Here is a 25,708-nt window from a genome sequence, read left to right as displayed (position 1 = left end):
CGCCGCGACCTTGTCAGAGGTGCAGCAGCGCACCGCCGTCCAGCAGGGCGAGCACGCCCAGCACGATCAGCAGGGCGGCCGCCGCCTTGCGGACCAGGCCCAGCGGGATGACCCGGGTGATGCGGTCGCCCAGGAACACGACCGGCAGGTTGGCGATCATCATGCCGATGGTGGTGCCGATGACCACCGCGATCAGCGGCGCATAATCGGCGGCGAGGGCCACGGTCGCGACCTGGGTTTTGTCGCCGATCTCGACCACGAAGAAGGCGAGGGTGGTGGCCAGGAAGGCGCCGCGGGCGGTGCTGCGGGGGGCTTCGTCCTCGTCCAGCCTGTCCGGCACCAGAACCCACAGGCCCATGGCGATGAACGAGGCGCCCAGGATCCAGCGCATCCATTGCGGATCGACATGGGCGGCGACGGCGGCACCCACCGCGCCCGCCACGGCGTGGTTGGCGAGCGTTGCGACCAGAATGCCGGCCGCCACCGGCCAGGGGCTGCGATAGCGCAGCGTGAGCGCGAGTGCGAGCAGCTGTGTCTTGTCGCCGATTTCCGCCAGGGCCACGACGAGCGTGGAGACCGCGAGCGCTTCCATGATGTGATCTGCCTCCGAGGGTGGACGGCCGGACCTGAATTCCTGGCGCGCAAGCAGCGAGCACGATCGGACACGACACGCATCGGCCGGTCCGGCCGTCCCGTCGCGCTGGTGTCGACGGTCGATGCGATCGCGTCCGAAGGTCTCGCCGGCGCCGGGATGGTCCCCGTCGCTCGCACGCCATGCCGGATGCCGGGCCACAACCCTCGCGGGCCAACCCTGCGGGCAAGTCTGTTGACGTGCGATCCGTCCTGTCAGGCCGTCTGGCCTGCGCGCGGTCGGCTACTCCCCCTCGGAAGTGGGTGGAGCATGCCCCGGAGGCGGCTCGGGTGTCAATGTTTGCGGGGGATCATGAGCGGTCCGAGAGGGGGCGGAGGCGGTGCGCGCATTTTTTTTCGAGGGGGCGGATATGGCATTTTCATTACAGGTCAATGGTTTGGATTCAGGCATGCCCCGGCCCCCTCAGAAATGTTGCGTCCCCATGAAAAAGACCTCTTGCGCTCCTCCCGGAGTATTGGCTATAAGACCGCCACGACGACGACGCCCGATGCGACCGTGGCGGAATTGGTAGACGCGCTAGTTTCAGGTACTAGTGTCTGTACGGACGTGTAGGTTCAAGTCCTACCGGTCGCACCACTCTCCAAAAGGAGGGTGACCATCGGGAAGCGTCATCGTCAACGAAACGCCCGCCTAGGTTCGGCGGGTTTTTTGTTGGCAAAGCCGAAATACCGGATCTTGTGTCGTTTTTCTGACGACGATGCTTGCATCCGGGGCGGTTTTGCGTATAACCACGGACCACACGACACCGCTGCGACCATGGCGGAATTGGTAGACGCGCTAGCTTGAGGGGCTAGTGCCCGAAAGGGCGTGCAGGTTCAAGTCCTGCTGGTCGCACCACTCTCCCGAAGCAGGGCGAGCTGAAGATTCGGATCAAGCCGGCACCGTTCATGGTGGCCGGATTTTGTCGTTTTTAATCCCTGTCCTGGCGCACAGAGTTCCGGCGCAGCCGCTACCCAAAGCGGGCAAAACCGGGTACGGTCGGCGAAACGGCCGTGTGCGCCCCTGCCGCCGGCCCATTTTCCCTGATCTCATGCCGGTCGGAGCCCCATGCAGACCATCTTCGTCCTTATCAAATGCGAACTCGGCAAGGCCTATGACGTCGCCCATCAGGCGGTGGCGACGATCGAGGAGATTTCCGAGGTGCATTCGATCTCGGGTCAGTACGACCTGCTGATGAAGTGCTATCTGGCGCCCGGCCGCGACATCGGGCATTTCGTGAACGAGAAGCTCCACGCCATTTCTGGCGTCAAGGACACCTTCACGATGATCACCTTCAAGGCCTTCACCTGATCCCGGGCCACCGGGACGGGCAGGCGGGTCCGCGGGGAGCGCGGGGTCGCCGGCAAAGGCTTGGCCACACCTCGCAGGGACGGGACGGGAGATGACGACGAACAAGGCGGCCTCGCGGATGATCGCGGCGGCGACGGGTATCGTGATGGGCTTCGGGCTGGCGGCGGCCCAGGCGGCCGATCCGGTGAAGATCGGCCTGCTCACCACCTTGAGCGGTGATGGCGCGGGGCTGGGGGTCGACACCCGCGACGGCTTTATGCTGGCGGTGACGGAAGCCGGCGGCAAGCTGGGCGGCGTGCCGGTGGAGGTGCTGACCGTCGACGACGCCCGCAAGCCCGAAACCGCCGTGCAGGCGGCCGACCGGCTGGTGAAGGAAGACGGCGTCAGCCTGATGACCGGCATCGTGTTCTCGAACCTGGCGCTGGCCGTGGTGCCCAAGGTCACCCGCGACGACGTGATCTATGTCAGCTCCAATGCCGGCCCCTCGCAGCTGGCCGGTGCCGGCTGCAGCCCGAACTATTTCAACGCCGCCTATCAGAACGACAATCTGCACGAGGCGACCGGTGCGGCCGTGGAACAGGCCGGGCTGAAGCGCATGTTCCTGATTGCCCCCAACTATCCGGCGGGCAAGGATTCGCTGACCGGCTTCAAGCGCTATTACAAGGGGGAAGTGGTCCAGGAGGTCTACACCAAGCTGGGCCAGCTGGATTACGCGGCGGAAATCGCCAGCATCCGCGCGGCCGACCCCGAGGGCGTCTTCATCTTCCTGCCCGGCGGCATGGGCATCAACTTCGTGAAGCAGTTCGATCAGGCCGGTCTGAAGGGCAAGATCAAGCTCTACGGCCCCGCCTTCTCGTTCTCGCAGGACATCCTGCCGGCGGTCGGCGATGCGGCGCTGGGCGTGATCAACGGCGCCCAGTGGTCGACCGATCTCGACAACCCCGCCAACAAGGCCTTCGTTGCGGGCTTCGAGAAGGCCTATGGCCGTCTGCCCTCGGTCTATGCCATGCAGGGCTATGAAGCGGCGCATATCATGGGCGCGGGTCTGGAAGCGGTCGGCGGCGACGTCGCCAATCGCGACGGGCTGCGGGCCGGGATGAAGGCCGCGAAGTTCGACAGCGTCCGCGGCGAATTCCGCTTCGGCAACAACCAGCATCCGATCCAGGACCTCTACGCCCGCGAAGTGGTGAAGGACGATCAGGGCCGGCTGGTCAACCGCATCGTCGCGAAGGTGTTCGACGACCACGTCGACGCCTACGCGGCCGATTGCAAGATGTGATACCGGACCGGCCGGCCGCGGGCGGCGGGGGCAACCCCGGTCCGCGCCCCGCGGCCGCCGGCGGTGTTCCTGCATCCGCTGATGTCTTCCCTTGTCCTTGAGCAGGTCCTGAACGGCCTGCAGCTCGGCGTCATGCTGTTCATGATCGCTGCCGGCCTGACGCTGGTTTTCGGCGTGATGGGCGTGCTGAACCTTGCCCATGGCGCGCTCTATATGTGCGGCGCCTTCGCGGCCGCTTTCGTTGCGGCGGAGACGGGCTCGGTCCCGCTCGGCATCCTGGCGGCGCTGCCGGTGGCGGCCCTGCTCGGCTTCGTCATCGAACGGCTGGTCATCTCCCGGCTCTATGCCCGCGACCATCTGGACCAGGTGCTCGCCACCTTCGGCATCGTGCTGTTCGCCAATGAAATGGTGCGGATCCTGTTCGGGCCGCGGCCGCTGTTCCTCGACGTGCCGGCCTTTGCCGCCGGCACGGTGGAGGTGCTGCCCGGCACGCCCTATCCGGCCTGGCGGCTGGCGATCATCCTGGCCGGCCTGGTGGTGGCCGGGGGCCTCGCTTTGCTGATCGAGCGTACCCGCCTCGGCATGCTGATCCGCGCCGGTGCCCAGAACCGGCGGATGGTCGCGGCCTTGGGCGTCGATATCGGCCGGCTCTATGCCGTGCTTTTCGCGCTGGGCGGGCTGCTGGCCGGCCTTGCCGGCGCCATGGCCGGGCCGGTGCTGGCGGTACAGGTCGGCATGGGCGAGCCGGTGTTGATCCTGGCCTTCGTGGTGATCGTGATCGGCGGCATCGGTTCGGTGAAGGGCGCCTTTGCCGGCGCGATCATCGTCGGCCTTGCCGACACGCTCGGGCGGGCCTATCTGCCGCAGCTGGCGCGCGAGCTGCTGCCGCCGGCCGCGGCCGACCAGATCGGCGCCGCACTTGCATCGATGACGATCTATCTGCTGATGGCGGTGGTGCTGGCCATCCGTCCGAAGGGGGTGTTCGGTGGCCGGGACTGAGCGTGAGCCCGAAACTGCATCGACGTCGATGCATCCGGCCGGGGCGGGTGTTGCAGATGCATCCACATCGATGCATATCGGCGCACCCGGGCGCGGCGGTCGTGCCGCTCTGGTCCTGATCGTCCTTCTGGCCCTGGCACCGCTGGTGGCCGAGGCGGCCGGGGCCGGATATCTCGTCTCGCTCACCACCCGGATCGCGATCTGGGGGCTGGCGGCCGCCAGCCTGCAATTGCTGATCGGCGGCGCCGGGCTGCCCTCGCTCGGCCATGGCGCTTTCGTCGGCATCGGCGCCTATGCGGTGGGCGTCGCCTTTCACCATGCCCAGGGCATGGACGGCGCGCTGGGCTTTCTGGCCGGCGCCGGCGCCGACAGCCTGCTGGTCACCCTGCCGGCGGCGGCGGTCGCGGCGGCGCTGATCGCGCTGCCGATCGGGGCGGTCAGTCTGCGCACCGGCGGCGCCTATTTCATCATGATCACGCTCGCCTTCTCGCAGATGCTCTATTTCGTCACCATCGCCTTCGCCGATTATGGCGGCGAGGACGGGCTGTCGATGTGGAGCCGCAACACCGCGGCCATCGGCGGGCTGGGCCTGGATACCGGCGACGATCTCGTCTTCCACTGGATCTGCGTCGCCCTGCTCGGGCTCTGGCTCGGCATTGCCCACCGGATATCGGGCAGCCGCTACGGGCTGGTGCTGGCGGCGGCGCGCGATGACGAACGCCGGCTGAGGGCGCTGGGCCGCAGCCCCTATGGCCTGAGGCTGGCGGCCTTCGTGACGGCGGCCGCGGTGGCGGGGGTGGCGGGTGCGCTCAACGCCAATCTGATCGGCTTCGTGAGCCCGACGCCGCTGGCCTGGACGACATCGGGCGAACTGATGGTGATGGTGGTGCTGGGCGGGGCGGCGACGCCCGCCGGTGCCGTGGCCGGTGCCGCGATCATGGTGGTTCTGGAAGAGATGCTCGGCCGCTGGACCGAACATTGGGCGGCGATCCTGGGGCCGATGCTGGTGCTGGCGGCGATCTTCAACCGGGGCGGGGTCACGGGCACCTTCGCCCGGGCCTGGAGCCGGATCCGGCGGCGGGGGCGGCCATGACCGCGGCCCTGCTGGAACTTGCCGGCGTCACCCGCCGGTTCGGGGCGCTGGCCGCCGCCGACGACCTGTCGCTTCAGGTGATGCCCGGGCAGATCCATGCCCTGATCGGCCCCAACGGTGCCGGCAAGACCACGGCCTGCGCGCTGATTTCGGGCGAAATCATGGCCGATGCCGGGCGGATCCGCTTCGACGGCCGCGATGTCGGTGCCCTGGGCGTGGTCTCCCGCGCCCGGCGCGGGCTGGTGCGCGCCTATCAGATCGTGGCGCTGTTCCCCAGCCTGACGGCGGTGGAAACCATCGAGGTCGGGCTGCTGGCGCCGACCCGCGCCGTCTGGCGGCCCTTCGCCGCGCGGGCGCGGGACCGGGATCTGACGGCGCGGGCGGCGGCGGTGCTGGCGCGCTTCGGGCTGGACCCGGCCGACCGGCGGCCGGCGGCGGTGCTGTCCCACGGCGAGCGGCGGCGCCTGGAAATCGCGCTCGCCGTGGCGCAGCGCCCGCGGCTTCTGCTGCTGGACGAGCCGCTGGCAGGCCTTGGCCCCGACGAGAGCGCCGCCATGGTCGAAACGATCCGCGCGCTTGGCCGCGAGACCACCATTCTGATGGTCGAGCACGACATGGAGGCGGTGTTCGCGCTCGCCGATCGGGTGACGGTGCTGGTCGCGGGCCGGGCGATCGCCGCGGGCAGCCCGGACGAGATCCGTGCCGATCCGAAGGTCATCGCGGCCTATCTGGGCGAGGACGAGGCATGACCGCGGTTCTGGAGATGGCCGGCGTCACCGGCGGCTACGGGCCGGCGCAGGTGCTGTTCGGCATCGATCTGGCCGTGCATGCGGGCGAGGTGGTGGCGCTGATCGGCCGCAACGGCATGGGCAAATCGTCGACCATCGGCGCGGCGCTGGGGCTGGTGACGGTGACGGGTGGCCGGGTCAGGGTGGACGGCACCGATGTCACCGGGGCCGCGCCGCATCGCATCGCCCGCGCCGGGCTGGGCCTGGTGCCCGAAGGCCGGCAGGTTTTCCCCGGCCTCAGCGTGCACGAGAACCTGGTCGCCACCGCACGCCCCGGCCCCTGGACCGAGGCCCGGGTGCACGAGCTGTTCCCGCGCCTGGCCGAGCGCACCGGCCAGCGCGCCCGGCTGCTGTCGGGCGGCGAGCAGCAGATGCTGGCGATCGGCCGCGCCCTGCTCACCAATCCCCGCCTGCTGATCCTGGACGAGGCGACCGAGGGGCTGGCGCCGCTGATCCGCCGCGACATCTGGGCGGCGCTCGCCCGGCTGAAGGCCGAAGGGCTGGCGATCCTGGTGGTCGACAAGGATCTGAAGGCGCTGGCGCATCTGGCGGATCGTGCCGTCGGCCTGGAACGCGGCCGTGTCGCCTGGGCGGGGCCGGGGGCGGCGCTTGCCGATGCCGGGGGCGAAGCGCGGCGGCTGGTCGGGGTCTGACGGTCAACGACCGGCGACCTCGGGCCCGATCGGGGCTGGCGGCGCGTGGCTGAACCGGCCATGCTGGTCGCCATCGGATTCAGGAGTTGCCGACATGACCACCGAAAAATCCCCCGACATCGCCGCCAATCAGCCCGCCACCGACGACGCCCTGCCCGACGAGGCGCTGGATCAGGCCGGTGGTGTGACTTACACGATCAATTTCAACAATCAAAGCAGCAATCAGAACGGCTTCTTCATCTTCCAGAAGCCGGCGACGCCGGATTCGGGCTATATCCCGATTGCATGGCAGGTGATCCACCGCGGATCGTAAGGGCCATTACCCCACGATCATCACCGCCGCCCCGGCGATGAGCGGCAGGGCGGCCAGGCCGAGCAGGGCCGGGGCGGCCCTGCGGGCGAGGGCCGGGCGGCGGCGCAGCACCGCCTGGCCACCCAGGCCCACGGCCGATAGGGCGGGCACGGTGCCGAGGCCGAAGGCGATCATGGCGAGCGCACCGGCCAGCGGCCGGCCCGAGGCGAGCGCCGCCGCCAGCGCCGCATAGACCAGACCGCAAGGCAGGAAGCCCAGCACCAGCCCCGTGCCGACGCCGCGGCAGCCGCCGCCGGCGAGCCAGGGCCGCACCCGGGTGAGCATGCGGGCGGCGAAGCCGGCGATGCCGCCGGCTGCCGGAGGGCGCTGGCCGCCCGTGATCGCAGGCTGCGGCCTGACATGCAGCCGGCCGAACAGGCCGAGCCGCGCTGCGGCCGAGGCGAGCAGCACCAGCCCCGCCAGCCCCAGCGGCACCGCCGCCCAGTCGCGCAGCCGGCCCACCATCGCCAGCCCGTCCCCCAGGCCCTGGCCGACCAGCCCCGCCACGGCACCCAGCCCGGCATAGGTCGCGATCCGCCCCAGATGATAGCCGGGCAGCAGCCCGGCACGCAGCCGGCTTGTTTCCGACATGGCCGCGACCGGCACCCGGGCGAGCCGGGCATCGACCTGGGCCAGCACAAAAATCCCGCACATCGGCGCACAGTGCATCAGCCCGCCGGCAAGGCCGGCGAGGGCGAGCGCACCCATGAGCGTCGCAAGCCCGCCCCAGCCTGCGGCATCGCCGCTGAAGGCCGGGCGGCACAGCGCCGCAAGCGTGTCGAGATCGACGAAATCGAACATGGGGACCGGCCATTCGGGTGATCGCAGGGCGCGGGCGGCGGTCGTGCGACCATCCGCCGCGGTCCTGAACGCCATCCTGACCGATCCTCACCAGCCCTGTCACGATCCGCCTTGACCTGTGTCAAGGCTGTGAGCTTCCGGCCGGAATAGGGTCGCGGTCATGGAGACGGGCAGGGGCGACGTGTGCCCCGGGTTCCGTCGAAAGCCGGCGGGGCGAAGCGGGCCCTTGACGCCGCCGCACCCGCAAATGGGCCAAGACTCGAGGATACGGGCATGAGCAACAGCGACAAGGGCGAGAAGAGGCCGATCGGCGCCGACGGCGTCTCGATCGTGATCGGCGCACTGCTGACGGTGGCCGGTGTGGTCGGCCTGTTCATGGCGGGGCACGCCATGGACATGGGCATCCGCATCTTCGGCCTGGGCCTGGGCGTGCTGGCGATCGTCTACATCGTCGGCGAGATCAACCGGCACTACGCAGCGGTCGAGACCGATGGCGAGGGGCATCTCCCCGCCGACGGTCCCGATCTGTGATGCGCGCCCTCTGACACCGGAGCGGTGACCAAATGACGATGACCGCAACTTATGGCGACGGCACGACGCGCGCATCCGCGCCCGTGCGCAGCGCCGCCCGCTACGACGAAGAGACGGTGCGTCTGTTCGTGATCGCCGCGATGTTCTGGGGCGTCGCGGCCTTTCTGGCGGGCACCTATATTGCCTTCCAGCTGGCCTTCCCCTCGCTGAACCTCGGCCTGGAATACACCTCGTTCGGGCGCCTGCGGCCGCTGCACACCTCGGCCGCGATCTTCGCCTTCGGCGGCAACGTGCTGATCGGCACCTCGTTCCACGTGGTGCAGCGCACCTGCCGCGCGCCGCTCTTCGGCGGCCCGGCGCTCGCCCGCTTCATCTTCTGGGGCTACAACTTCTTCATCGTCCAGGCCGCCCTCAGCTACCTGCTGGGCTTCAGCCAGGGCAAGGAATACGCCGAGCCGGAATGGTATATCGACCTGTGGCTGACCATCGTCTGGGTCTGCTATTTCGTGGCCTTCATCGGCACGGTCGTGCGCCGGCGCGAGCCCCATATCTATGTGGCGAACTGGTTCTACATCGCCTTCATCGTGACCATCGCGATGCTGCACATCGTGAACAACCTCGCCATCCCGGCGAGCCTGGTCGGCTCGAAGAGCTATGTGGTGTTCTCGGGCGTGCAGGACGCGCTGGTGCAGTGGTGGTACGGCCATAATGCGGTGGGCTTCTTCCTGACCGCCGGCTTCCTGGCCATCATGTACTATTTCATCCCCAAGCGCGCCGAGCGGCCGGTCTATTCCTACCGTCTGTCGATCGTCCACTTCTGGTCGCTGATCTTCCTCTATATCTGGGCCGGCCCGCATCACCTGCACTACACCGCGCTGCCCGACTGGGCGCAGACGCTGGGCATGGTGTTCTCGATCATGCTGTGGATGCCGTCCTGGGGTGGGATGATCAACGGTCTGATGACGCTTTCGGGCGCCTGGGACAAGCTGCGCACCGACCCGGTCATCCGCTTCCTGGTCACCTCGGTCGCCTTCTACGGCATGTCGACCTTCGAAGGCCCGGTCATGTCGATCCGCGCGGTCAACGCGCTCAGCCACTACACCGACTGGACCATCGGCCATGTGCATTCCGGTGCGCTGGGCTGGGTCGCCTTCGTCTCCTTCGGCGCGATCTACATGCTGGTGCCGACGCTGTGGAAGAAGAAGGAGCTGTATTCGCTGCCGCTGGTCTCGTGGCACTACTGGATTTCGACCCTGGGCATCCTGCTCTACATCACCTCGATGTGGGTGTCGGGCATCATGCAGGGCCTGATGTGGCGCGCCTATGACGAGCTGGGCTTCCTGCAGTACAGCTTCATCGAGACCGTCATGGCCATGCATCCCTTCTACATCATCCGCGGTCTGGGCGGCGTGCTGTTCCTCGTGGGCGCCCTGATCATGGTCTACAACCTGATCATGACGGTGCGTGCCGGCCAGCCGGTCGCTGCCCGCAAGCCCGCGGCCGCCGCAGCGGTGGAGGCCTGATCCGATGGCGCTCACGCATGACAAGATCGAGAAGCGCACCGGGCTTCTGGTCATCCTCACCCTCGGCACCGTCGCCATCGGCGGCATGGTCGAGATCATCCCCCTCTTCACCATCGAGACCACGGTCGAAGCGGTGGACGGGGTGCGCCCCTACACCCCGCTGGAGCTGGCCGGGCGCGACATCTACATCCGCGAAGGCTGCTACACCTGCCACAGCCAGCAGGTGCGGCCCTTCCGGGACGAGGCGGAACGCTATGGCCATTACAGCCTGGCGGCCGAAAGCAAGTACGACCATCCCTTCCAGTGGGGGTCGAAGCGCACCGGTCCCGATCTGGCGCGCGTCGGCGGCAAGTACTCCAACGAATGGCATGTGGGCCATCTGATCGACCCGCGCGCCCTGGTGCCGGGCTCGGTGATGCCGACCTACGCCTTCCTGGCGGAGCGGCCGCTGGAGACCAACAGCCTGAAGGGCCGGCTGGAAGCCAATGCCACCGTGGGCGTGCCCTATACGGCGGAGATGATCGACAGCGTGAAGGCCGATCTCGCCGCCCAGGCCGACCCGATGAGCGATGCCGAAGGCCTGCTCGCCCGCTATCCCGGCGCACGTGTCGACAACTTCGACGGTGATACCGCGAAGCTGACCGAGATGGACGCCCTCGTCGCCTATCTGCAGGTCCTTGGCACCATGGTGCGGTTCAACGACCTGACGGAAGACGAACTGCAGCAGTGAGGAGGCCACATCCATGCCTGGCTATGAGGAACTGGTCGCTGTCTATCAGTTCGTCCGCTCGTGGTGGATCGTCGCCGTCATGATCCTGCTCGTCGTGATCGGTGTGAGGGCCTTCCTTCCCGGCCAGAAGGCCGCGATGGACAGCGCCTCCCGCATCCCGCTTCGCGACGACGACGCCTGAAGGACTGGCGCCATGCCGACCAAGATCGAAAAGGATACGGCCACGGGCCGTATGACCACCGGCCACGAATGGGACGGGATCAAGGAGCTGAACACGCCGCTGCCCAAATGGTGGCTCTACGTGTTCTATGCCTGCATCGCCTTCTCGGCGGTCTGGGTGGTGCTCTATCCCGGCATCCCGCTTGGGACCACCTATTTCAAGGGGCTGCTCGGGTATTCCACCCGCGTGGAGCACGCCCAGAACCTGGCGGCCGTTGAGGCGGGCCGGGCCGACATCCTGGCCAAGATCCGCGGTACCGACGTTGCCGACATCCTGAAGGATCCCGAGACCGCCACCTATGCGGTGGCGGGCGGCCGGGTCGCCTTCGCCGAGAACTGCGCCGCCTGCCATGCCGCCGGCGGTGCCGGTCAGGCGGGCTATCCGGCGCTGGGTGACGACGACTGGCTGTGGGGTGGCGACATCCACGCCATCCGCCAGACCCTGCTCCACGGCATCCGCTCGGCCACCGATGCGGATACCCGGACGTCGCAGATGCCGGCTTTTGGTGAGATTCTTGACAGGAATCAAATCCAGACCGTCGCGACCTATGTATTGTCGCTGTCAGGCGCAGCGGATCCGGCCCCGGCGGTGAAGACCGAAGGTGCCCAGATCTTCGCAGACAACTGCGCCTCCTGCCACGGCGAGACCGGGCATGGTGGCCGCGACTTCGGCGCGCCGAACCTTGCGGACCAGGTCTGGCTCTATGGCGGCAGCCTGGATCAGGTCATGGCCCAGGTGACGCAGCCCCGCCACGGCGTCATGCCCAACTGGGGCGGCCGCCTGGACGACGCCACCATCAACATGCTCGCAGTCTACGTCCACAGCCTGGGCGGCGGCGAATAACCGCTTCCCCCGTCCGGCCGGTCCCATCAGAAGGGCCGGCCGGGCCGACCTCTTCCCCGAGGAGCCAGGACCATGTCCACCTCCGGCATCGATATGGGCGGTCACGACGACACCACCGCCCCGCCAGCCTTGTTCGCCAACCGCCTGAAGGTCTATGCCAAGGCGGTTCAGGGTCCGGTCCGCCGGATCAAATGGGCCCTGCTGGTCGTGATGCTCGGCATCTATTACGTTCTGCCCTGGATCCGCTGGGATCGCGGGCCGGGACGTCCGGACCAGGCCCTGCTCCTCGACCTCGAAGGCCGGCGCGGCTATTTCTTCAATCTGGAGATCTGGCCCGACGAGATCTACTACCTGGCCGGCCTGCTGATTTTCGGCGCCGTGCTGCTGTTCCTGGTGACCAGCCTCTACGGCCGCCTCTGGTGCGGTTATGCCTGCCCGCAGACGGTCTGGACCGACCTGTTCATGTGGGTGGAGCGCCAGATCGAAGGCGATCGTGCCGAGCGCATCCGCCGCGACAAGGCGGCCCTCAGCTTCGACAAGGCCTGGCGCAAGGTCGCCAAGCATGGCGCCTGGGTGCTGATCGCGGCCGCCACCGGCGGCGCCTGGATCATGTACTACCGCGACGCGCCGACCGTGACCGTGGAGATCCTGACCGGCCAGGCCTCGGCCACGGTCTATTCCATGTTCGCGCTGTTCACCATCACCACCTATACGCTGGCGGGCTGGGCGCGCGAACAGGTCTGCACCTATATGTGCCCCTGGCCGCGTTTCCAGGCGGCGATGCTCGACGACCAGACAGTCACCGTCACCTATCAGGCCTGGCGGGGCGAGCCGCGCGGCAAGTACCGCAAGGGTGAAAGCTTCGATCTGCGCGGCGATTGCGTCGACTGCACCCAGTGCGTCCAGGTCTGCCCGACCGGCATCGACATCCGCGACGGCATCCAGCTGGAATGCATCAATTGCGGCCTCTGCGTCGACGCCTGCAACAATGTGATGGACAAGCTGCACCGGCCCAGTGCCCTGATCACCTGGGACACCTTCGCCAATCAGACGGCGCTGGCCAAGGGTGAACAGCCGCGGCACATGAAGATCATCCGCCCGCGCACCCTGATCTATGCCGGCCTGATCGTGGTGCTGGGGGCGGTGATGATGACCGCGATGCTGACCCGCACCCGGGTCGACGCCACCGTCATCCGCGACCGGGCGCCGCTGTTCGTCACCCTGTCCGACGGCTCCATCCGCAACGGCTATACGCTCAAGATCACCAACCGCCGCCCCGAAGGGTCTGAATTCGCGGTGACCGTCGACGGCCCCGAAGGCCTGGTCGCCAGCGTCCACACCCCCGACGGCCGCGAGCTGCCGGCCGACAATGTCGAGGTGCGCGGCGACACCCAGGGCGCGCTCCGGATGTTCATCGCCATGCCGCGCAAGGTGATCCCGGAAGAGCAGACCCCGATCGACGTGCATATCCGCAACCTCACCACGGGTGAGGAGGCGAGTGTGGCCACCGTCTTCGTGGCCCCGCCATCGGGCGGCGACCGCACCCAGCGCGTGAACAGCGTGGCGCCGGTCCAGGTGCCCTGATCACCGGAACACCCTCCGATATCCCTCCAGGTGCCCCCGGGCACCTGGAGCTTCTTTCAGAGCCAGGAGACGAGCCCATGGCCCGCAGTCTTCCGATGCAGCCCCGCACCAAGGCTTCCGGCCGCAAGAGCGCCTGGATCCCCTGGGTTTTCGTTGGCGGCTTCCTGGTGGTGCTGGCGGTGAACACCACACTGATCGTCAAGGCGCTGGACGGCTTCACCGGCGTGGTGGTGGACAAGCCCTTCGAACGCGGCCTGGATTACGACCGGCTGGTCGCCGCGGTCGAGGCTCAGGACCGGCTGGGCTGGACGGTGACCACCGCCGTCGAGCCGGGCACGCCCGCGGGCGAGAGCGATTTCGCCCTGCCCCTTGCCGGCCCCGACGGGCCGCTGGCCGGTGCCACGGTCGATGCCCGCCTGCAACGGCCGCTGGATGGCGAGCGGGTGGCCCTGATGGCCATGCCGCGCCCGGGCGGGCCGGCGGGCGCCTGGCGGCTGGTCGGCCCCGGCGTGCGGCCGGGGCAGTGGGATCTGCACGTCATTGTCACCAGGGGCAAGGATCGCCACATTTCGACCCACAGGCTCTGGATCGCGCCCGCCACGGGCGAGGCCGGGGCGAAGTCGGGCGAGACGGAGTGACCTGAACCATGAGCATACCCTTGACCGGTGCCGGCCGCGAGGACGCGGCCGCGGTCGCCTGCGCCCATTGCGGGCAGCCGGTGATCGGGCGGGGAACCGCGGATGCGGCCGGGAAACGGTATTGCTGCACCGGCTGCGCCGCCGCGGCCGATCTGGTCCGCGAACTGGGCCTCGACGGGCTTTACGCCCGCCGCACGCTGGACCCGACCGCCCGGCCGCCCAGGCCGGACGAGGAACTGCCCGAGCTTGCCTCTCATGTCCGCACCGACGACCGGGGCCGCAACACCATCGATCTGATGGTCGACGGGCTGCAATGCGCGGCCTGCGTCCAGCTGATCGAGCGGGCGATCGCCGCCGACGACCGGGTGGCGGATGCGCGCATGAACATGACCACCCGGCGGCTGCGAGTCGCCTGGCAGGGCGCGCCGGAGCTGGCCGACCGGCTGGTCAACCCGGCCGTGCGCCTGGGCTATCGCCTTCTGCCCTACGATGCCGAGCGCATGGCGGCCGCCGATGACGCCCAGGGCCGCGAACTGATCCGCGCCATGGCGGTGGCGGGTTTCGCCGCCGGCAATGTGATGCTGCTGTCGATCGGCATCTGGGCGGCCGGTGACGCGGGCATGGGCGAGGCGACCCGCAGCCTGCTGCACTGGGCCTCGGCCCTGATCGCCCTGCCGGCCATCGCCTATGCCGGCCGGCCCTTCTTCAAATCGGCCTGGTCGGCGCTGTCGCGCGGGCGGACCAACATGGATGTGCCGATCTCGATCGGCGTGATCCTGACTGCCGCGGCTTCTCTGGCCCATACCTGGCGCGGCGAGCTGCATGCCTATTTCGACAGCGCGACCATGCTGCTGTTCTTCCTGCTGATCGGCCGGGTGCTGGATGCCCGTGCCCGCGGCCAGGCCCGCCGCACGGTGGCGGAGCTGATCGCGCTGGCGCGCCAGCCGGTTTCGATCCTGGACGAGGCGACGGGCGCGCTGCGCCGGCTGGCGGCATCCGATGTGCGGCCGGGCATGATCGCCCGGGTGGCGGCGGGCGAACGGATCGGCGTCGACGGCGTGGTGCTGCGCGGCCAGGGGGAGATCGACCAGAGCCTGGTGACCGGCGAAAGCCTGCCGCGGATGGTGGTGCCGGGCGACCGGGTCACCGGCGGCGCCGTGGTGCTGGGGGCGCCGCTCGACATCCGGGTCGATGCCGCGGGCGAGGACGGCCAGCTGGCCGAAATGGCCCGGCTGATCGAGGCGGCCGAGCAGCGCCGCGCCGGCCGGGTCGCCTTTGCCGACCGGGTGTCGCGGGCCTATGCGCCGACCGTGCATCTGGCGGCCTTGCTCACCTTCTTCGGCTGGTGGGCGCTGGTCGGGATCAATTGGTACGATGCGCTGTCGCATGCGGTGGCGGTGCTGATCATCACCTGCCCCTGCGCGCTGGCGCTGGCGGTGCCGGCCACTCAGGTCGCCGCTGCCTCGGCCCTTGCCCGCCGCGGCGTGCTGCTGCAAAGCCCGCTGGCGCTGGAACGGCTGGGCCAGGTGAATCATGTCGTGCTCGACAAGACCGGCACGCTGACCCTCGGCCGGCCGCGGCCGGTGGGGCTGGAGGCCCTGCTCGGCGATGCGGATGCCCGTGCGCGCCTCGGCCGGGCGGCGGCGCTGGCGGCGATGAGCCGCCATCCGCTCTCCCAGGCGCTGGCGCAGGCGGTGCCGGCCGATCTTCTGCCCGTGGCACCGGCGGGGGAGGGCGGGGAGACCGCCGTGGAACATGCCGGCCATGGCATGGCGCTGGGGGCAGTGCGCCTGGGCAAGGCGGCGTTCTGCGGGCTGAGTGACGAGACGGCGGCGGCGATCCGAGCCGCGACACCGCTTGCCGGCGACGACATTCCGGGGCCCGAACTCTGGTATGTCGAGCCGGGCGTCCGGCCGCTGCTGATCCGCTTCGCCGACCCGCTGAGGCCCGCCGCGGCAGAAACCGTGGCGGCGCTGAAGGCGCGGGGCATGGGTGTGGAACTGGTGTCAGGCGACCGGCCCGAGGCGGTGGCGGCGATCGCCCGCGCGGTCGGCATCGAGCGCTGGACGGCCGAGGCCCTGCCGGCCGACAAGGCCCGGCGCATCCGCGATCTGGCGGGCGAGGGCCACAAGGTGCTGATGGTCGGCGACGGGCTGAACGATGCCCCGGCGCTGGCCGAGGCCGCCGCCTCCATCGCCCCGGCCGGCGGTGCCGATCTTGCCCAGGGCGCCGCCGATGCGGTGTTCCGGGGCGAGCGGCTGGATGCCGTGATCACCACACTCGCCATGGCGCGGGCCGCCGAACGCACCGCGCGTCAGAATGTCGCGGCGGCCATCGTGTACAATATGATTGCGGTACCGGCGGCGGTGGCCGGTTTCGTCACGCCGCTGATCGCCGCCCTCGCCATGAGCGGCTCGTCGCTGATCGTGATCCTGAACGCGGTCCGGCTGGGCCGCGGCGTGCGGTCCTGACGTCCCCCTCCGGAAGGCCATCGTCCCATGGACGTTCTCATCTATCTGATCCCGGCCAGCCTGCTGCTTGCAGGCGGTGCGCTCGCCGCCTTCCTGTGGTCGCTGAAAAGCGGCCAGTACGACGATATCGAAGGCGCCGCCCATCGCATCCTGATGGATGACGATGATCAGCCCGCCGACGAACCGCCGGCGGAGAGACGGCGGCGGGGCTGATCCACCGCCGGTTCCGCTGACGGGACCGATGGTCCGTCATATGGTCCGGAGACCGCGGCAACGGCTGATCTTCAAGATTTCATGGGGGCCCGGGTCCATTTGGCGGACCCGGGCCTCTGCGTATGCAGGCCGGGGCTGTTAGGCTGACCCTTCACGGCCATGGCGATCGACGACCGGACAAGAAGCGGGTCGCGCACCATGGCAACCGGCGCAGGGAGGAAAGCCCGGATGCTCAGGACCATGATCGGTCGCGGCCTCGCGACCTGTGCGACCGTGCTCGGTATCGCACTTGCAACCACCGGTGTCGCGCGCGCCGAGGATATTGTCCTCAAGATGGCGCATGTCTATACCCCCGGCAACATCTGGTACGAAACCGCCGAAGCCTACAAGAAGGCGGTCGAAGACCGCACCCAGGGCAAGGTGAAGATCCAGATCGCCGATTCCGGATCGACCGGCGACTGGCCGCAGTCGATCGAAGGTCTGGCGATCGGCACCAACGACATCGTGCTGCAGTCGATCGGCACGCTCGACCGCTATGGCATCGTGGCCGGCGTCGAGGCCTTCCCCTATCTGATCCGCGATCTCGATCATTTCCGGAAAGTCTATAACGGCCCGATCGGTGCCGAGCTGGCCGATGCGATCGCCGCCCAGACCCGCTTCCGCATCGTCGGCGCCGGCTATCGCGGTGCCCGCCATCTGACCGCCAACCGCGCCGTGCCGACGCTGGAGGATCTGAAAGGTCTGAAGCTGCGCGTGCCGCCGCTCAAGATGTATTCGATGACCTGGGCCAAGCTGGGTGCGAGCCCGGTGCCGATGGGCGTGGCCGAACTCTTCACCTCGATGCAGCAGAAGGTGGTCGACGGGCAGGAGAACCCGCTCGAGATCATCGAGAGCATGCGCTATGACGAGGTGCAGAGCCATGTCATGGAGACCGCCCATGTCATCGGCGCCATGACCTTCATCTTCTACGACGCGCGGATGAAGCGCCTGCCGGAAGACGTGCGCACCGTGCTGATCGAAGAGGGCCGCAAGGCCATGGACGATGCCAGCACCCGCATGGCGGCCATGGAAGCCGAGATCAAGAAGCGGCTTCAGGACAAGGGCATGACCTTCGTCGCCGTCGACCGCGACGCCTTTGCGGCAAAGCTCGCCGACATGCCGGATGCCTTCCCCGATCTGAAGCCCTGGGTCGAAAAGATCCGCGCGGTCAAGTAAGCGCATGACCCCGAAGCGCACGTCCGGCCCCGGCGGCGTCGCCGCAGGGGCCGGACGTCTGGGGCGCCTCGTCGAGCGTGTGCTCGACGGGGTGCTCGCCCTCATGATCGCGGCCATGACCGGGGCGATCGTCTGGCAGGTTTTCGCCCGCTATGTGCTGGATGCAGCCCCCTATTGGAGCGAGGAACTGGCGCGGTTCCTGATGCCCTGGATCGCCATGGTCGGATCGGCCGCGGTGCTGCGCGGCGGCGGCCATGTCGCGGTCACCGCGCTGATCGAACGGCTGGGGTCCGGCCCGGCGGCGGTGCTGCGGATCGTCCGCGACCTGGTGATGCTGGGCGTGGCGGCGGTGCTGGTGATCCACGGCCTGGCCTTTGCCGATCTCAATTCCTTCCAGGACAGCCCCGCTTTCGAGGTGCCGATGTCGGTGCCCTATATGGCGATGCCGGTGGGCGGCGTGCTGATCGCGATCATGGTGGTGATCGCGCGGCTGTCGCGGCCGGGCGCCGACTGGGCGCTGCCCGATCCGGATGCCCCGGTGGAAGACGAGGGCGAGGGCTTCGTGCCGGTGGCGATGCGTGCCGCCGAAGCGGCGCGTGACGGAGAGGTCCGCCGATGACCCTGGTCGAAATCCTGCTGATCCTGATCCTGGGGCTGATGGCGATCGCGGTGCCGATCGGCTTTGCGGTGATCGCGGGCGTGGTCGGCGTGCTGCTCTGGGTCGGCGACATCAATCTGATGGTGGTGCCGCAATCGATCTTCGGCGGCATCGACGGCTTCACCCTGCTCGCCATTCCCTTCTTCCTGCTTGCGGGCTCGCTGATGACCGCGGGCGGCATGACCCGGCGGCTGCTGGAACTGGCCGATGCCATGCTCGGCCACAAGCCGGGTGGGCTCGCCATGAGCGGCGTGGTCGCCTCCACCCTCTTCGCCGGCATTTCGGGATCGGCCGTGGCCGATACCTCGGCGCTCGGCCGGATCATGATCCCGGCCATGGTCAAGGTCGGCCACAGACCCGCTTTCGCCGCCTCGCTGATCGCGGCTGCCAATGTGGTGGCACCGGTCATCCCGCCCTCCATCCCGTTCATCGTGATGGGGGTGCTGACCAATCAGTCGATCACCAATCTGTTTCTGGCCGGCGTGATCCCGGGCCTGCTCTACACCGTCGCCATGCTCTGGATCGCGCGGCGGCTGGCGATCCGCGATGCGCCGGCCGTGCGCACCGGCAAGCGGCCGCCCGGCACCGTCCGCCGGGCGCTGGCCCGCGCCGCCTTTGCGCTGCTGATGCCGGTCTTCATCCTGGTCGGCATCCGGATGGGCGTGTTCAACATCACCGAATGTTCCGGCGTGGCGGTGGTCTATGCCCTCTTCGTGGGGGGCGTGGTGCATCGGGAACTGGATCTGAAGCGGATCTATGCCGCCCTGGTCTCGGCCGGCCGCTCGACCGCGGTGATCATGATCGTGGTCGGTGCCGCCAAGCTGTTTTCGTGGCTGCTCGCCTATACCGGGGTGCCGCAGGCGGTCTCGGCCTTCGTGCTTGCCAATGTCTCCGATGCGCTGGTCTTCCTGCTGGTCGTGAACGTGCTGCTGCTGATCATCGGCATGTTCCTGGAAGCCAATGCCGCCCTGGTGATGCTGGTGCCGGTGCTCTACCCGATCGCGCTCGCGCTGGGCGTCGACCCGGTGCATTTCGGCGTGGTGGTGGTGCTGAACCTGTGCATCGGCCTGATCACGCCGCCCGTCGGGCTCTGTCTGAACATCGCCTGCATGATTGCGCGGTCGCCGCTGGAACGCGGCTCGGTCGCCATCCTGCCCTTCCTGGCGGCGGCGCTGGCCGTGCTGCTGCTCGTCACCCTGGTGCCCCAGGCCTCGCTGCTGCTGCCGGGCCTTGCCGCCGGCTGAGGCCGCGGGCCCGAAAAACTGGAGCTTTCCGATGACCAAGCGTCTGGAGAACAAGACCGCCCTCGTCTTCGGTGCCGGATCGAGCGGCCCGGGCTGGGGCAACGGCAAGGCCACCGCCGTGCTCTTCGCCCGCGAGGGCGCGCGGGTGGTCTGCGTCGACCGCGTCGCCGAGGCGGCCGAAGAAACCGCCGGCATCATCCGCGATGAAGGCTTCGAGGCGATCGCGGTCACGGCCGACGTCACCTCTTCGGCCGAGATCGCAGCGGCGGTGGCGAAGACGGTCGAGACCTTCGGCCGGCTCGACGTGCTGCACAACAATGTCGGCATCACCGAGATGGGCGGGCCGGTGGAACTGGACGAGGCGCGCTGGCGGCGGGCCATCGACGTCAACGCCACCTCGGTCTTTCTGGCCTGCAAGCATGCCATCCCGGAAATGCTGAAGGCCGGCGGCGGCGCCATCGTCAACGTGTCGTCGCTGGCGGCGATCCGCTGGACCAACTATCCCTATCTCGCCTATTACGCGGCCAAGGCGGCGGTGAACCAGATGACCGTCGCCATCGCGCTCGAATATGCAAAGCAGGGCATCCGCTGCAACGCCATCATGCCCGGCATGATGGACACGCCGCTGATCCGCACCCAGATCGTCGGCCAGTATGCCGATGCCGAGGACATGATCGCGAAGCGCCACGCCGCCTGCCCGACCGGGCGGATGGGCGATGGCTGGGACATCGCCAAGGCGGCGGTGTTCCTCGCCTCCGACGATGCCGGCTACATCACCGGCCACTGCCTGCCGGTCGATGGCGGGCTGTCCTGCCGCGCGGCCTGACGGCGATCCCGGACAAGGAGACGATCATGACCGGAGAACGCGACGAACATGGCTTTCATGACGGCCGCGTCGCGGTCGTAACCGGGGCCGCAAGCGGGATCGGCCTCGCGACCGCCCGGGCCCTGGCCGAGGCGGGCGCCATGGTCGTGGCGGCCGACCGCGATGCCGAGGGTGCCGCCCGGGTGGTAGCAGAGCTGGAGGCGCAGGGGCTGCGTGCGACCCCTGCCGCCTTCGACGTCTCAGACCCCGAGGCGGTGGCCTGGGCGATGGCGGCCATCGCCAGCGATCACGGCCTGGTCCGGGTGCTGGTCAACAGCGCCGGAATCGGCGTCGACGTGCCGTTTCTCGACACCGATCCGGCGCTGCTCGACCGGATCATCGGCATCAATCTGCGCGGCACGATGATGCTGGGCCAGATCGTCGCTCGCGGGCTGATCGCGGCGGGCCGGCCGGGCGCGATCGTCAATGTCGGTTCGGTCTCGGGACTGCGCGGCAATCGCGGCCGGGCCGCCTATGGCGCGTCCAAGGGGGCCGTGCATCTGCTGACCCAGGTGATGGCGCTGGAACTGGCGCCTTACGGCATCCGGGTCAACTGCGTCGCGCCGGGCCCGATCGACACGCCGCTGACCCGTGCCGTCCATCGCCCCGAGGTCCGCGCCTCGTGGGAAGAGCGCGTGGCGCTCGGCCGCTATGGCACGCCCGAAGAGATGGCCAGCGTGATCCGCTTCCTGGCCGGCGATGCCGCGGGTTACGTCACCGGCCAGATCGTCGCGGCCGATGGCGGGTTTCAGGCGGTCGGGATCAGGGATTGATGATGCCCGGCCTTCATCTCTCTTGAATTGATTTTCATGCCGCGGCATGATCTCGCCACGTTGGCGGGGTAAGGGGTGTCCCAACTGCATGAGGGCCTGAGACCGATGAACATGATCTTCGACGCCATCATGCCCTACGTGCTGGTCCTGGGACTTCTTGGCCTGTTCTCCTGCTTCTGGATGGCGGAGCAGACCCGCCGCAGCCTGGCGGCCAAGGGGGGAGAAGACGGCGTGATCAATGCGCTCAGCTGGCCGTGGCGGCTGATGCTGCGTGCGGCCGGGCGGGCCTGAGCCGGGGCGCGTCGTGGATGACGTCCTGACCGCCGGCACGGTGCTGGCGGCCGGGCATGGTCATGATTGCCGGGCATCGTCATGATTGCCGGGCATCGTCATGATTGTTTTGGTCCTGCTCACGGCATATATCGTGGACATGAGGATCGCTGTCTCGGAAAGCGGGGAGGACGTCATGCAGCCTGACCTGATCAGCTTCCTGCTTGTCGTATCGGGGGCGCCGGTCATCTTCCGGATGGCGGAGCAAACCCGCCGCAGTCTGGCCGCCAAGGGGGGAGAAGACGGCGTGATCAATGCGCTCAGCTGGCCCTGGCGGCTGATGCTGCGCGCGACCGGCCGGGCCTGAGCCGGGGCGCGTCGTGGATGACATCCTGACCGCCGGCACGGTGCTGGCGGCACTCGATCTGATCGGCACCTTCGTCTTCGCCCTGTCGGGGGCCGTGGTCGCGGTGCGCCGGGGGCTGGACCTGTTCGGTGTGCTGGTGCTGTCCTTTGCGGCCGCGAGTGCCGGCGGCATTCTGCGCGATCTGCTGATCGGCGCGGTGCCGCCGGCGGCGATCAGCCAGCCGCGCTATGTGCTCACCGCCTGTGTGGCGGGGATCTTCACCTTCTATCGTCATGCCCTGATCGAACGCTTCCGCAACCCGGTGCAGGTGAGCGATGCGGCAGGGCTTGCGCTGTTCGCGGTCTCGGGCGCGCAGAAGGCGCTGGGGGCCGGGCTGGAGCCGGCGATGGCGGCGCTGCTCGGCATGCTGACGGGCATCGGCGGCGGCATCGTGCGCGACGTTCTGGTCGCCCAGGTGCCGGCCGTGCTGAAGGCTGATCTTTATGCGGTGGCGGCCCTTGCCGGTGCCGGGGTGGTGGTCACTGCCCATGCGCTGGGCCTGCCGGCGGCTCCGTCCATGCTGGCGGGTGCGGCGCTCTGTTTCGGATTGCGGGTCATGGCCATCCGGCATGGCTGGCAGCTGCCGGTGCCCCGGCAGCCGGATCGGGAGGACCGGAGCTGACGACAGAACGGAGCAATGGGCTTGCCGTATCGGATTTCCGACACAGATCCGTATGGCAGGGTGCCCCTGCCCTGAGACCGTCTGCCGGAGATCCACCCCGATGACGGACAAGCCCATCAGCCGCCGACAGTTCCTGTGCAGTACCGCTGCCGGACTGGCGGCGTTCACCCTGTCGCCCGGTCCTGCCGGTGCCGCCGGATCGCTGTCCGGCGTATCGGTGCCCGGTGCCGGCACGCCGCTGCTGCGGGCCATTCCCTCGACCGGTCGCGCCGTCCCGGCGGTCGGGCTCGGCACCTGGATCACCTTCAATGTCGGCCGCGACGCGCAAGCCATCGCCGGCTGTACCGAGGTGATGCGCGCCTTCTTCGACGCCGGCGGCCGGGTGATCGACAGCTCGCCCATGTATGGCTCGTCGCAGATGGTGGTGGGCCAGGGGCTCGCGACACTGGATGCCCGCGACCGCGTGTTCTCGGCCGAGAAGGTCTGGACCTCGTCGGGCCGCGACGGACCCGGGCAGATCGAGGAGACGCGCCGGTTCTGGGGCGTGAAACGGTTCAGCCTGATGCAGGTCCACAACCTCCTCGCCTGGCAGGATCATCTGGAGACCCTGTTCGCGATGAAGGCCGAGGGCCGCCTGGACCATGTCGGCATCACCACTTCGGAAGGCCGGCGCCACGACGGCTTCGAGCAGGTGATGGCGACGCAGCCGCTGGACAGCGTGCAGGTCACCTACAACCCGCTCGATCGCGAGGTCGAGGCGCGGATCCTGCCGCTCGCGGCCGATCACGGCCAGGCGGTGATCGTGAACCGGCCCTTCCGTCAGGGCGCGCTGACCCGGCGGCTGGCGGGGGTGCCGCTGCCCGGCTGGTCGCGCGAGCTGGAGGTGTCGAGCTGGGCGCAGGCGCTGCTGAAATTCATCCTGGCCCATCCGGCGGTGACCTGCGTCATTCCGGCCACGACCCGCGTCGACCATGTCCGCGAGAATCTGGCGGCGGCATCGGGCCCGCTGCCGGACCGCGCCTTGCGGGAGCGGATCGCCGCGGATGTCGAGGCGGCAGTCTGATGCCCTGGACCGACTACACCCTGAACGACTTCCTGCTGTTTGCCCCCGAAACCTATCAGCGCCTGTTCATCCGCTATCACGAGGCGATCTGGCCGCTGCAGATCCCGGTGGTCATCGCCATGCTGGTGATCCCCTGGCTGATCCTGCGCCGCGGCGGGGTGGAGCCGCGGATGATGCGCATCGCCCTGCCGATCCTGGCGGTGGTCTGGGTGTGGATCGGCACCGATTTCCTTTATCAGCGCTATGGCGAGATCAACTGGGCGGCGGTCTGGCCGGCCGCCGGCTTCATGCTGCAGGGCGTGCTGCTGCTGGCGACGGCCTTCGCCGAGCCGGAACAGCCCCCGGATGTCCGCGTCCCGCCCGCCGCCCGCGATGCCGGCCTGCTGGTCATGGCCGCAGCCGTGATCCTGCTGCCGCTCGCCGCGCCGCTTTCGGGCCGGCCCTGGCTCTCGGCCGAACTTGTGGGCGTGACCCCGGATGCCACCGCGCTCTTCACCCTGGGCCTGCTTGCCCTGAAACCGCTCCGCCTGCGCCTGCTGCTTTTGCCGGTGCCGCTGCTCTGGTGTCTGCTCTCGACCCTCACCCAGATCGCCATGGACTGGCCCGACGCCTGGATCCTGCCGGCCCTCGCCGCGGCCGCGGTGGCGGCAACGCTGTTGCCGCGGGAGAAGGGTATCGGTCGTTAGCCCTTCGTCTCCGCCCCCACCGGCAGCAGCTCGACCAGGGCGGCGGCGATGATGCGGGTGGCGCGGCGGAGGTCGTCGAGGGTGATGCGTTCATCGGCGCGGTGGCCGTGGGCGTCCTCGGGGTCGCGGGGGCCGGCGCCATAGGTGACGGTGGGGATGCCGGCGGCGGCGTAGTGGCGGGCATCCGAATAGAGGGCCGAGCTGCTCTCGCCCACCTCTTCGCCCATTTCCCGCGTGGCGGCGCGGCGGATCGCGGCCGACAGCCGGGCGACCTCGCCCACGGGGGTGAGGGGGCGGGCGAGCAGCAGGCGCGTGCAGTGGGTCTTGAGCGCACCGGCCCCGGCGCCGGTCCGTTCGACCAGGCGGATCAGCTCGGCCTCCACCGCTTCGGGATCTTCATCGGGGGTGATACGGCGGTCGATCACGAAGCGGGCGCGGTCGGCGACCATGTTGGGGTTGGTGCTGGCGGCAAGGCTGCCGATCACCAGCGGCGGACCGCCGTCGGCGGCGAGCCGGTCGCGCAACTCGTAGACCGCCTGCATGATCCGCAGCGCCGCCTCGATCGCATCTGCGCCGCTTTCGGGCCGGGCGGCATGGGCGGAGCGGCCCTCCACCGTCACCTCCAGATGCAGACAGCCGTTCTGCCGGGTGCCGACGGCGTAGGAGCCGCCCGAGCAGATCGCGAAATCGGGCCGGGTTTTCCGCCGCTCCAGGATCAGCGGCGGCCCGACATCGCCGCCGCTTTCCTCGTCCCAGGTCAGATGCAGCTCGATCGTGCCGCCGAGGCTGAGGCCGGCTTGTCTGATCGCCCTGAGCGCCAGCGCATAGGCGACGATGTCGGATTTGGCGACCGCGGCGCCCCGACCATGCATCCGCCCGTCGCGGACCACGGCCGCATAGGGTTCGACCGACCAGCCATGGCCCGGCGGCGGGACGTCGCCATGGGACGCGAGCGCGATGGTGGGGCCGGGGCCGAATTCCGCGCGCACGATCAGGTTGGGCGCAGCGGCGACGCCAGCCACCCCGAAGGCCGCTTCGGGCACGGGCACGCGCTCCACCTCGAAGCCCAGCGTCTCCAGCCAGCCGGCGGTGACCTCGGCGATGGCGGTGCAGTCGCCGGGCGGCGCGTCGGAGGGCGTGCGCACCAGTTCGGAGAGGAAGTCGATCGCGGTCTCGTGGTTGCGGTCGACGATCCCGGCGAGGCGGGCGGTATCGGTGCTGGGACTGGCTGGCACGCTCACGGCTG

At 69.0% G+C, this 25,708-nt stretch carries 29 protein-coding genes and 2 tRNA genes; 28 read left to right on the top strand and 3 right to left on the bottom strand.

All coding sequences use genetic code 11. The features are described from left to right. Nucleotides 1-13: 13 nt before the first annotated feature. Complete coding sequence (locus CMO28_RS04400) at nucleotides 14-592, bottom strand: TMEM165/GDT1 family protein (protein ID WP_062763870.1); 579 nt, start codon at nucleotides 590-592, stop codon at nucleotides 14-16. A gap of 549 nt (nucleotides 593-1,141) precedes the next feature. On the opposite strand from CMO28_RS04400, the gene CMO28_RS04395 reads away from it, so the two are divergent. The 9 genes from CMO28_RS04395 (at nucleotide 1,142) to CMO28_RS04355 (ending at nucleotide 7,067) form a co-directional block, all read left to right on the top strand. Next, nucleotides 1,142-1,228, top strand: a tRNA-Leu gene (locus tag CMO28_RS04395). Nucleotides 1,229-1,402: 174 nt separating this feature from the next. After that, nucleotides 1,403-1,489 (top strand) — tRNA-Leu (locus CMO28_RS04390). Nucleotides 1,490-1,699: 210 nt separating this feature from the next. Further along, the gene (locus CMO28_RS04385) at nucleotides 1,700-1,942 is read left to right on the top strand and encodes an Lrp/AsnC ligand binding domain-containing protein (protein ID WP_062761366.1); all 243 of its coding nucleotides are present in this window, start codon (nucleotides 1,700-1,702) and stop codon (nucleotides 1,940-1,942) included. A 91-nt stretch (nucleotides 1,943-2,033) separates the two neighbouring features. Continuing rightward, nucleotides 2,034-3,221 carry an ABC transporter substrate-binding protein gene (locus CMO28_RS04380; RefSeq protein WP_062761367.1) on the top strand — a complete coding sequence of 396 codons (1,188 nt, stop codon included), beginning with the start codon at nucleotides 2,034-2,036 and terminating at the stop codon, nucleotides 3,219-3,221. Nucleotides 3,222-3,302: 81 nt separating this feature from the next. Further along, a complete protein-coding gene (locus CMO28_RS04375; RefSeq protein ID WP_296710226.1) occupies nucleotides 3,303-4,220 on the top strand; it encodes a branched-chain amino acid ABC transporter permease in 918 nt (305 codons plus the stop codon). 70 nt (nucleotides 4,221-4,290) lie between these two features. Continuing rightward, nucleotides 4,291-5,313, top strand: coding sequence for a branched-chain amino acid ABC transporter permease (locus CMO28_RS04370; protein WP_296710221.1), 1,023 nt, complete (start codon nucleotides 4,291-4,293; stop codon nucleotides 5,311-5,313). Next, the gene (locus CMO28_RS04365) at nucleotides 5,310-6,062 is read left to right on the top strand and encodes an ABC transporter ATP-binding protein (protein ID WP_296710217.1); all 753 of its coding nucleotides are present in this window, start codon (nucleotides 5,310-5,312) and stop codon (nucleotides 6,060-6,062) included. The genes CMO28_RS04370 and CMO28_RS04365 overlap by 4 nt, the downstream gene beginning before the upstream one ends. Next, complete coding sequence (locus CMO28_RS04360; RefSeq protein WP_062761371.1) at nucleotides 6,059-6,754, top strand: ABC transporter ATP-binding protein; 696 nt, start codon at nucleotides 6,059-6,061, stop codon at nucleotides 6,752-6,754. The genes CMO28_RS04365 and CMO28_RS04360 overlap by 4 nt, the downstream gene beginning before the upstream one ends. A gap of 94 nt (nucleotides 6,755-6,848) precedes the next feature. Further along, nucleotides 6,849-7,067: a hypothetical protein gene (locus CMO28_RS04355; protein WP_296710211.1), complete on the top strand. Its 219-nt coding sequence runs from the start codon at nucleotides 6,849-6,851 to the stop codon at nucleotides 7,065-7,067. Between the two features lie 6 nt (nucleotides 7,068-7,073). On the opposite strand, the gene CMO28_RS04350 is transcribed toward CMO28_RS04355, so the two are convergent. After that, a complete protein-coding gene (locus CMO28_RS04350; protein ID WP_296710208.1) occupies nucleotides 7,074-7,982 on the bottom strand; it encodes a sulfite exporter TauE/SafE family protein in 909 nt (302 codons plus the stop codon). A gap of 198 nt (nucleotides 7,983-8,180) precedes the next feature. Between CMO28_RS04350 and CMO28_RS04345 the strand changes: the two genes are divergently transcribed. From CMO28_RS04345 to CMO28_RS04255, 19 genes are all read left to right on the top strand, one after another. Then, nucleotides 8,181-8,438: a hypothetical protein gene (locus CMO28_RS04345; protein WP_062762182.1), complete on the top strand. Its 258-nt coding sequence runs from the start codon at nucleotides 8,181-8,183 to the stop codon at nucleotides 8,436-8,438. Between the two features lie 32 nt (nucleotides 8,439-8,470). Then, entirely contained in the window at nucleotides 8,471-9,961 is a 1,491-nt protein-coding gene (gene ccoN, locus CMO28_RS04340) for a cytochrome-c oxidase, cbb3-type subunit I (RefSeq protein ID WP_323755065.1), read from the top strand. Between the two features lie 4 nt (nucleotides 9,962-9,965). Next, nucleotides 9,966-10,691 (top strand): cytochrome-c oxidase, cbb3-type subunit II, encoded by a 726-nt coding sequence (ccoO, locus tag CMO28_RS04335; RefSeq protein ID WP_296710203.1) that lies wholly within the window; start codon nucleotides 9,966-9,968, stop codon nucleotides 10,689-10,691. Nucleotides 10,692-10,704: 13 nt separating this feature from the next. After that, nucleotides 10,705-10,872, top strand: a complete 168-nt coding sequence (locus CMO28_RS04330) for a cbb3-type cytochrome c oxidase subunit 3 (protein ID WP_081599090.1) — start codon at nucleotides 10,705-10,707, stop codon at nucleotides 10,870-10,872. Between the two features lie 12 nt (nucleotides 10,873-10,884). After that, nucleotides 10,885-11,754, top strand: coding sequence for a cytochrome-c oxidase, cbb3-type subunit III (gene ccoP, locus CMO28_RS04325; RefSeq protein ID WP_296710194.1), 870 nt, complete (start codon nucleotides 10,885-10,887; stop codon nucleotides 11,752-11,754). A gap of 72 nt (nucleotides 11,755-11,826) precedes the next feature. Next, complete coding sequence (ccoG, locus tag CMO28_RS04320; RefSeq protein ID WP_296710191.1) at nucleotides 11,827-13,338, top strand: cytochrome c oxidase accessory protein CcoG; 1,512 nt, start codon at nucleotides 11,827-11,829, stop codon at nucleotides 13,336-13,338. 77 nt (nucleotides 13,339-13,415) lie between these two features. Beyond that, nucleotides 13,416-13,976, top strand: a complete 561-nt coding sequence (locus tag CMO28_RS04315; protein ID WP_296710188.1) for a FixH family protein — start codon at nucleotides 13,416-13,418, stop codon at nucleotides 13,974-13,976. An 8-nt stretch (nucleotides 13,977-13,984) separates the two neighbouring features. Beyond that, on the top strand, nucleotides 13,985-16,447 hold the full coding sequence (locus CMO28_RS04310) for a heavy metal translocating P-type ATPase (protein ID WP_296710185.1): 2,463 nt from the start codon (nucleotides 13,985-13,987) through the stop codon (nucleotides 16,445-16,447). A gap of 27 nt (nucleotides 16,448-16,474) precedes the next feature. Beyond that, on the top strand, nucleotides 16,475-16,660 hold the full coding sequence (gene ccoS / locus CMO28_RS04305; protein WP_296710180.1) for a cbb3-type cytochrome oxidase assembly protein CcoS: 186 nt from the start codon (nucleotides 16,475-16,477) through the stop codon (nucleotides 16,658-16,660). A 228-nt stretch (nucleotides 16,661-16,888) separates the two neighbouring features. Continuing rightward, the gene (locus CMO28_RS04300; RefSeq protein WP_296710178.1) at nucleotides 16,889-17,875 is read left to right on the top strand and encodes a TRAP transporter substrate-binding protein; all 987 of its coding nucleotides are present in this window, start codon (nucleotides 16,889-16,891) and stop codon (nucleotides 17,873-17,875) included. Nucleotides 17,876-17,879: 4 nt separating this feature from the next. Further along, complete coding sequence (locus CMO28_RS04295; RefSeq protein ID WP_062769960.1) at nucleotides 17,880-18,494, top strand: TRAP transporter small permease; 615 nt, start codon at nucleotides 17,880-17,882, stop codon at nucleotides 18,492-18,494. Beyond that, entirely contained in the window at nucleotides 18,491-19,777 is a 1,287-nt protein-coding gene (locus tag CMO28_RS04290; protein WP_062769963.1) for a TRAP transporter large permease, read from the top strand. The genes CMO28_RS04295 and CMO28_RS04290 overlap by 4 nt, the downstream gene beginning before the upstream one ends. 31 nt (nucleotides 19,778-19,808) lie before the next feature. Further along, entirely contained in the window at nucleotides 19,809-20,603 is a 795-nt protein-coding gene (locus CMO28_RS04285) for an SDR family NAD(P)-dependent oxidoreductase (protein WP_296710171.1), read from the top strand. Between the two features lie 26 nt (nucleotides 20,604-20,629). Next, nucleotides 20,630-21,415 carry an SDR family NAD(P)-dependent oxidoreductase gene (locus tag CMO28_RS04280; RefSeq protein WP_296710168.1) on the top strand — a complete coding sequence of 262 codons (786 nt, stop codon included), beginning with the start codon at nucleotides 20,630-20,632 and terminating at the stop codon, nucleotides 21,413-21,415. A 111-nt stretch (nucleotides 21,416-21,526) separates the two neighbouring features. Beyond that, nucleotides 21,527-21,706, top strand: coding sequence for a hypothetical protein (locus tag CMO28_RS04275; protein ID WP_296710165.1), 180 nt, complete (start codon nucleotides 21,527-21,529; stop codon nucleotides 21,704-21,706). Between the two features lie 175 nt (nucleotides 21,707-21,881). After that, nucleotides 21,882-22,052 carry a hypothetical protein gene (locus CMO28_RS04270; RefSeq protein WP_296710157.1) on the top strand — a complete coding sequence of 57 codons (171 nt, stop codon included), beginning with the start codon at nucleotides 21,882-21,884 and terminating at the stop codon, nucleotides 22,050-22,052. Nucleotides 22,053-22,065: 13 nt separating this feature from the next. Then, nucleotides 22,066-22,713, top strand: coding sequence for a trimeric intracellular cation channel family protein (locus CMO28_RS04265; RefSeq protein WP_296710154.1), 648 nt, complete (start codon nucleotides 22,066-22,068; stop codon nucleotides 22,711-22,713). A gap of 100 nt (nucleotides 22,714-22,813) precedes the next feature. Beyond that, the gene (locus tag CMO28_RS04260; RefSeq protein WP_296710150.1) at nucleotides 22,814-23,776 is read left to right on the top strand and encodes an aldo/keto reductase; all 963 of its coding nucleotides are present in this window, start codon (nucleotides 22,814-22,816) and stop codon (nucleotides 23,774-23,776) included. Further along, complete coding sequence (locus CMO28_RS04255; RefSeq protein ID WP_296710146.1) at nucleotides 23,776-24,462, top strand: DUF6064 family protein; 687 nt, start codon at nucleotides 23,776-23,778, stop codon at nucleotides 24,460-24,462. Before CMO28_RS04260 ends, CMO28_RS04255 begins: the two co-directional genes overlap by 1 nt. Here the strand turns inward: CMO28_RS04255 and CMO28_RS04250 are convergent. Continuing rightward, on the bottom strand, nucleotides 24,459-25,703 hold the full coding sequence (locus CMO28_RS04250) for a M20/M25/M40 family metallo-hydrolase (RefSeq protein ID WP_296710138.1): 1,245 nt from the start codon (nucleotides 25,701-25,703) through the stop codon (nucleotides 24,459-24,461). The genes CMO28_RS04255 and CMO28_RS04250 overlap by 4 nt on opposite strands. Between the last annotated feature and the right edge of the window lie 5 nt (nucleotides 25,704-25,708).

It is taken from the genome of Tistrella sp. (genome assembly GCF_002684955.1).
Taxonomy (GTDB): domain Bacteria; phylum Pseudomonadota; class Alphaproteobacteria; order Tistrellales; family Tistrellaceae; genus Tistrella; species Tistrella mobilis.
The sequence above is the reverse complement of the archived record's forward strand: the minus strand, read 5'-3'. Positions and strand labels throughout refer to the sequence as shown.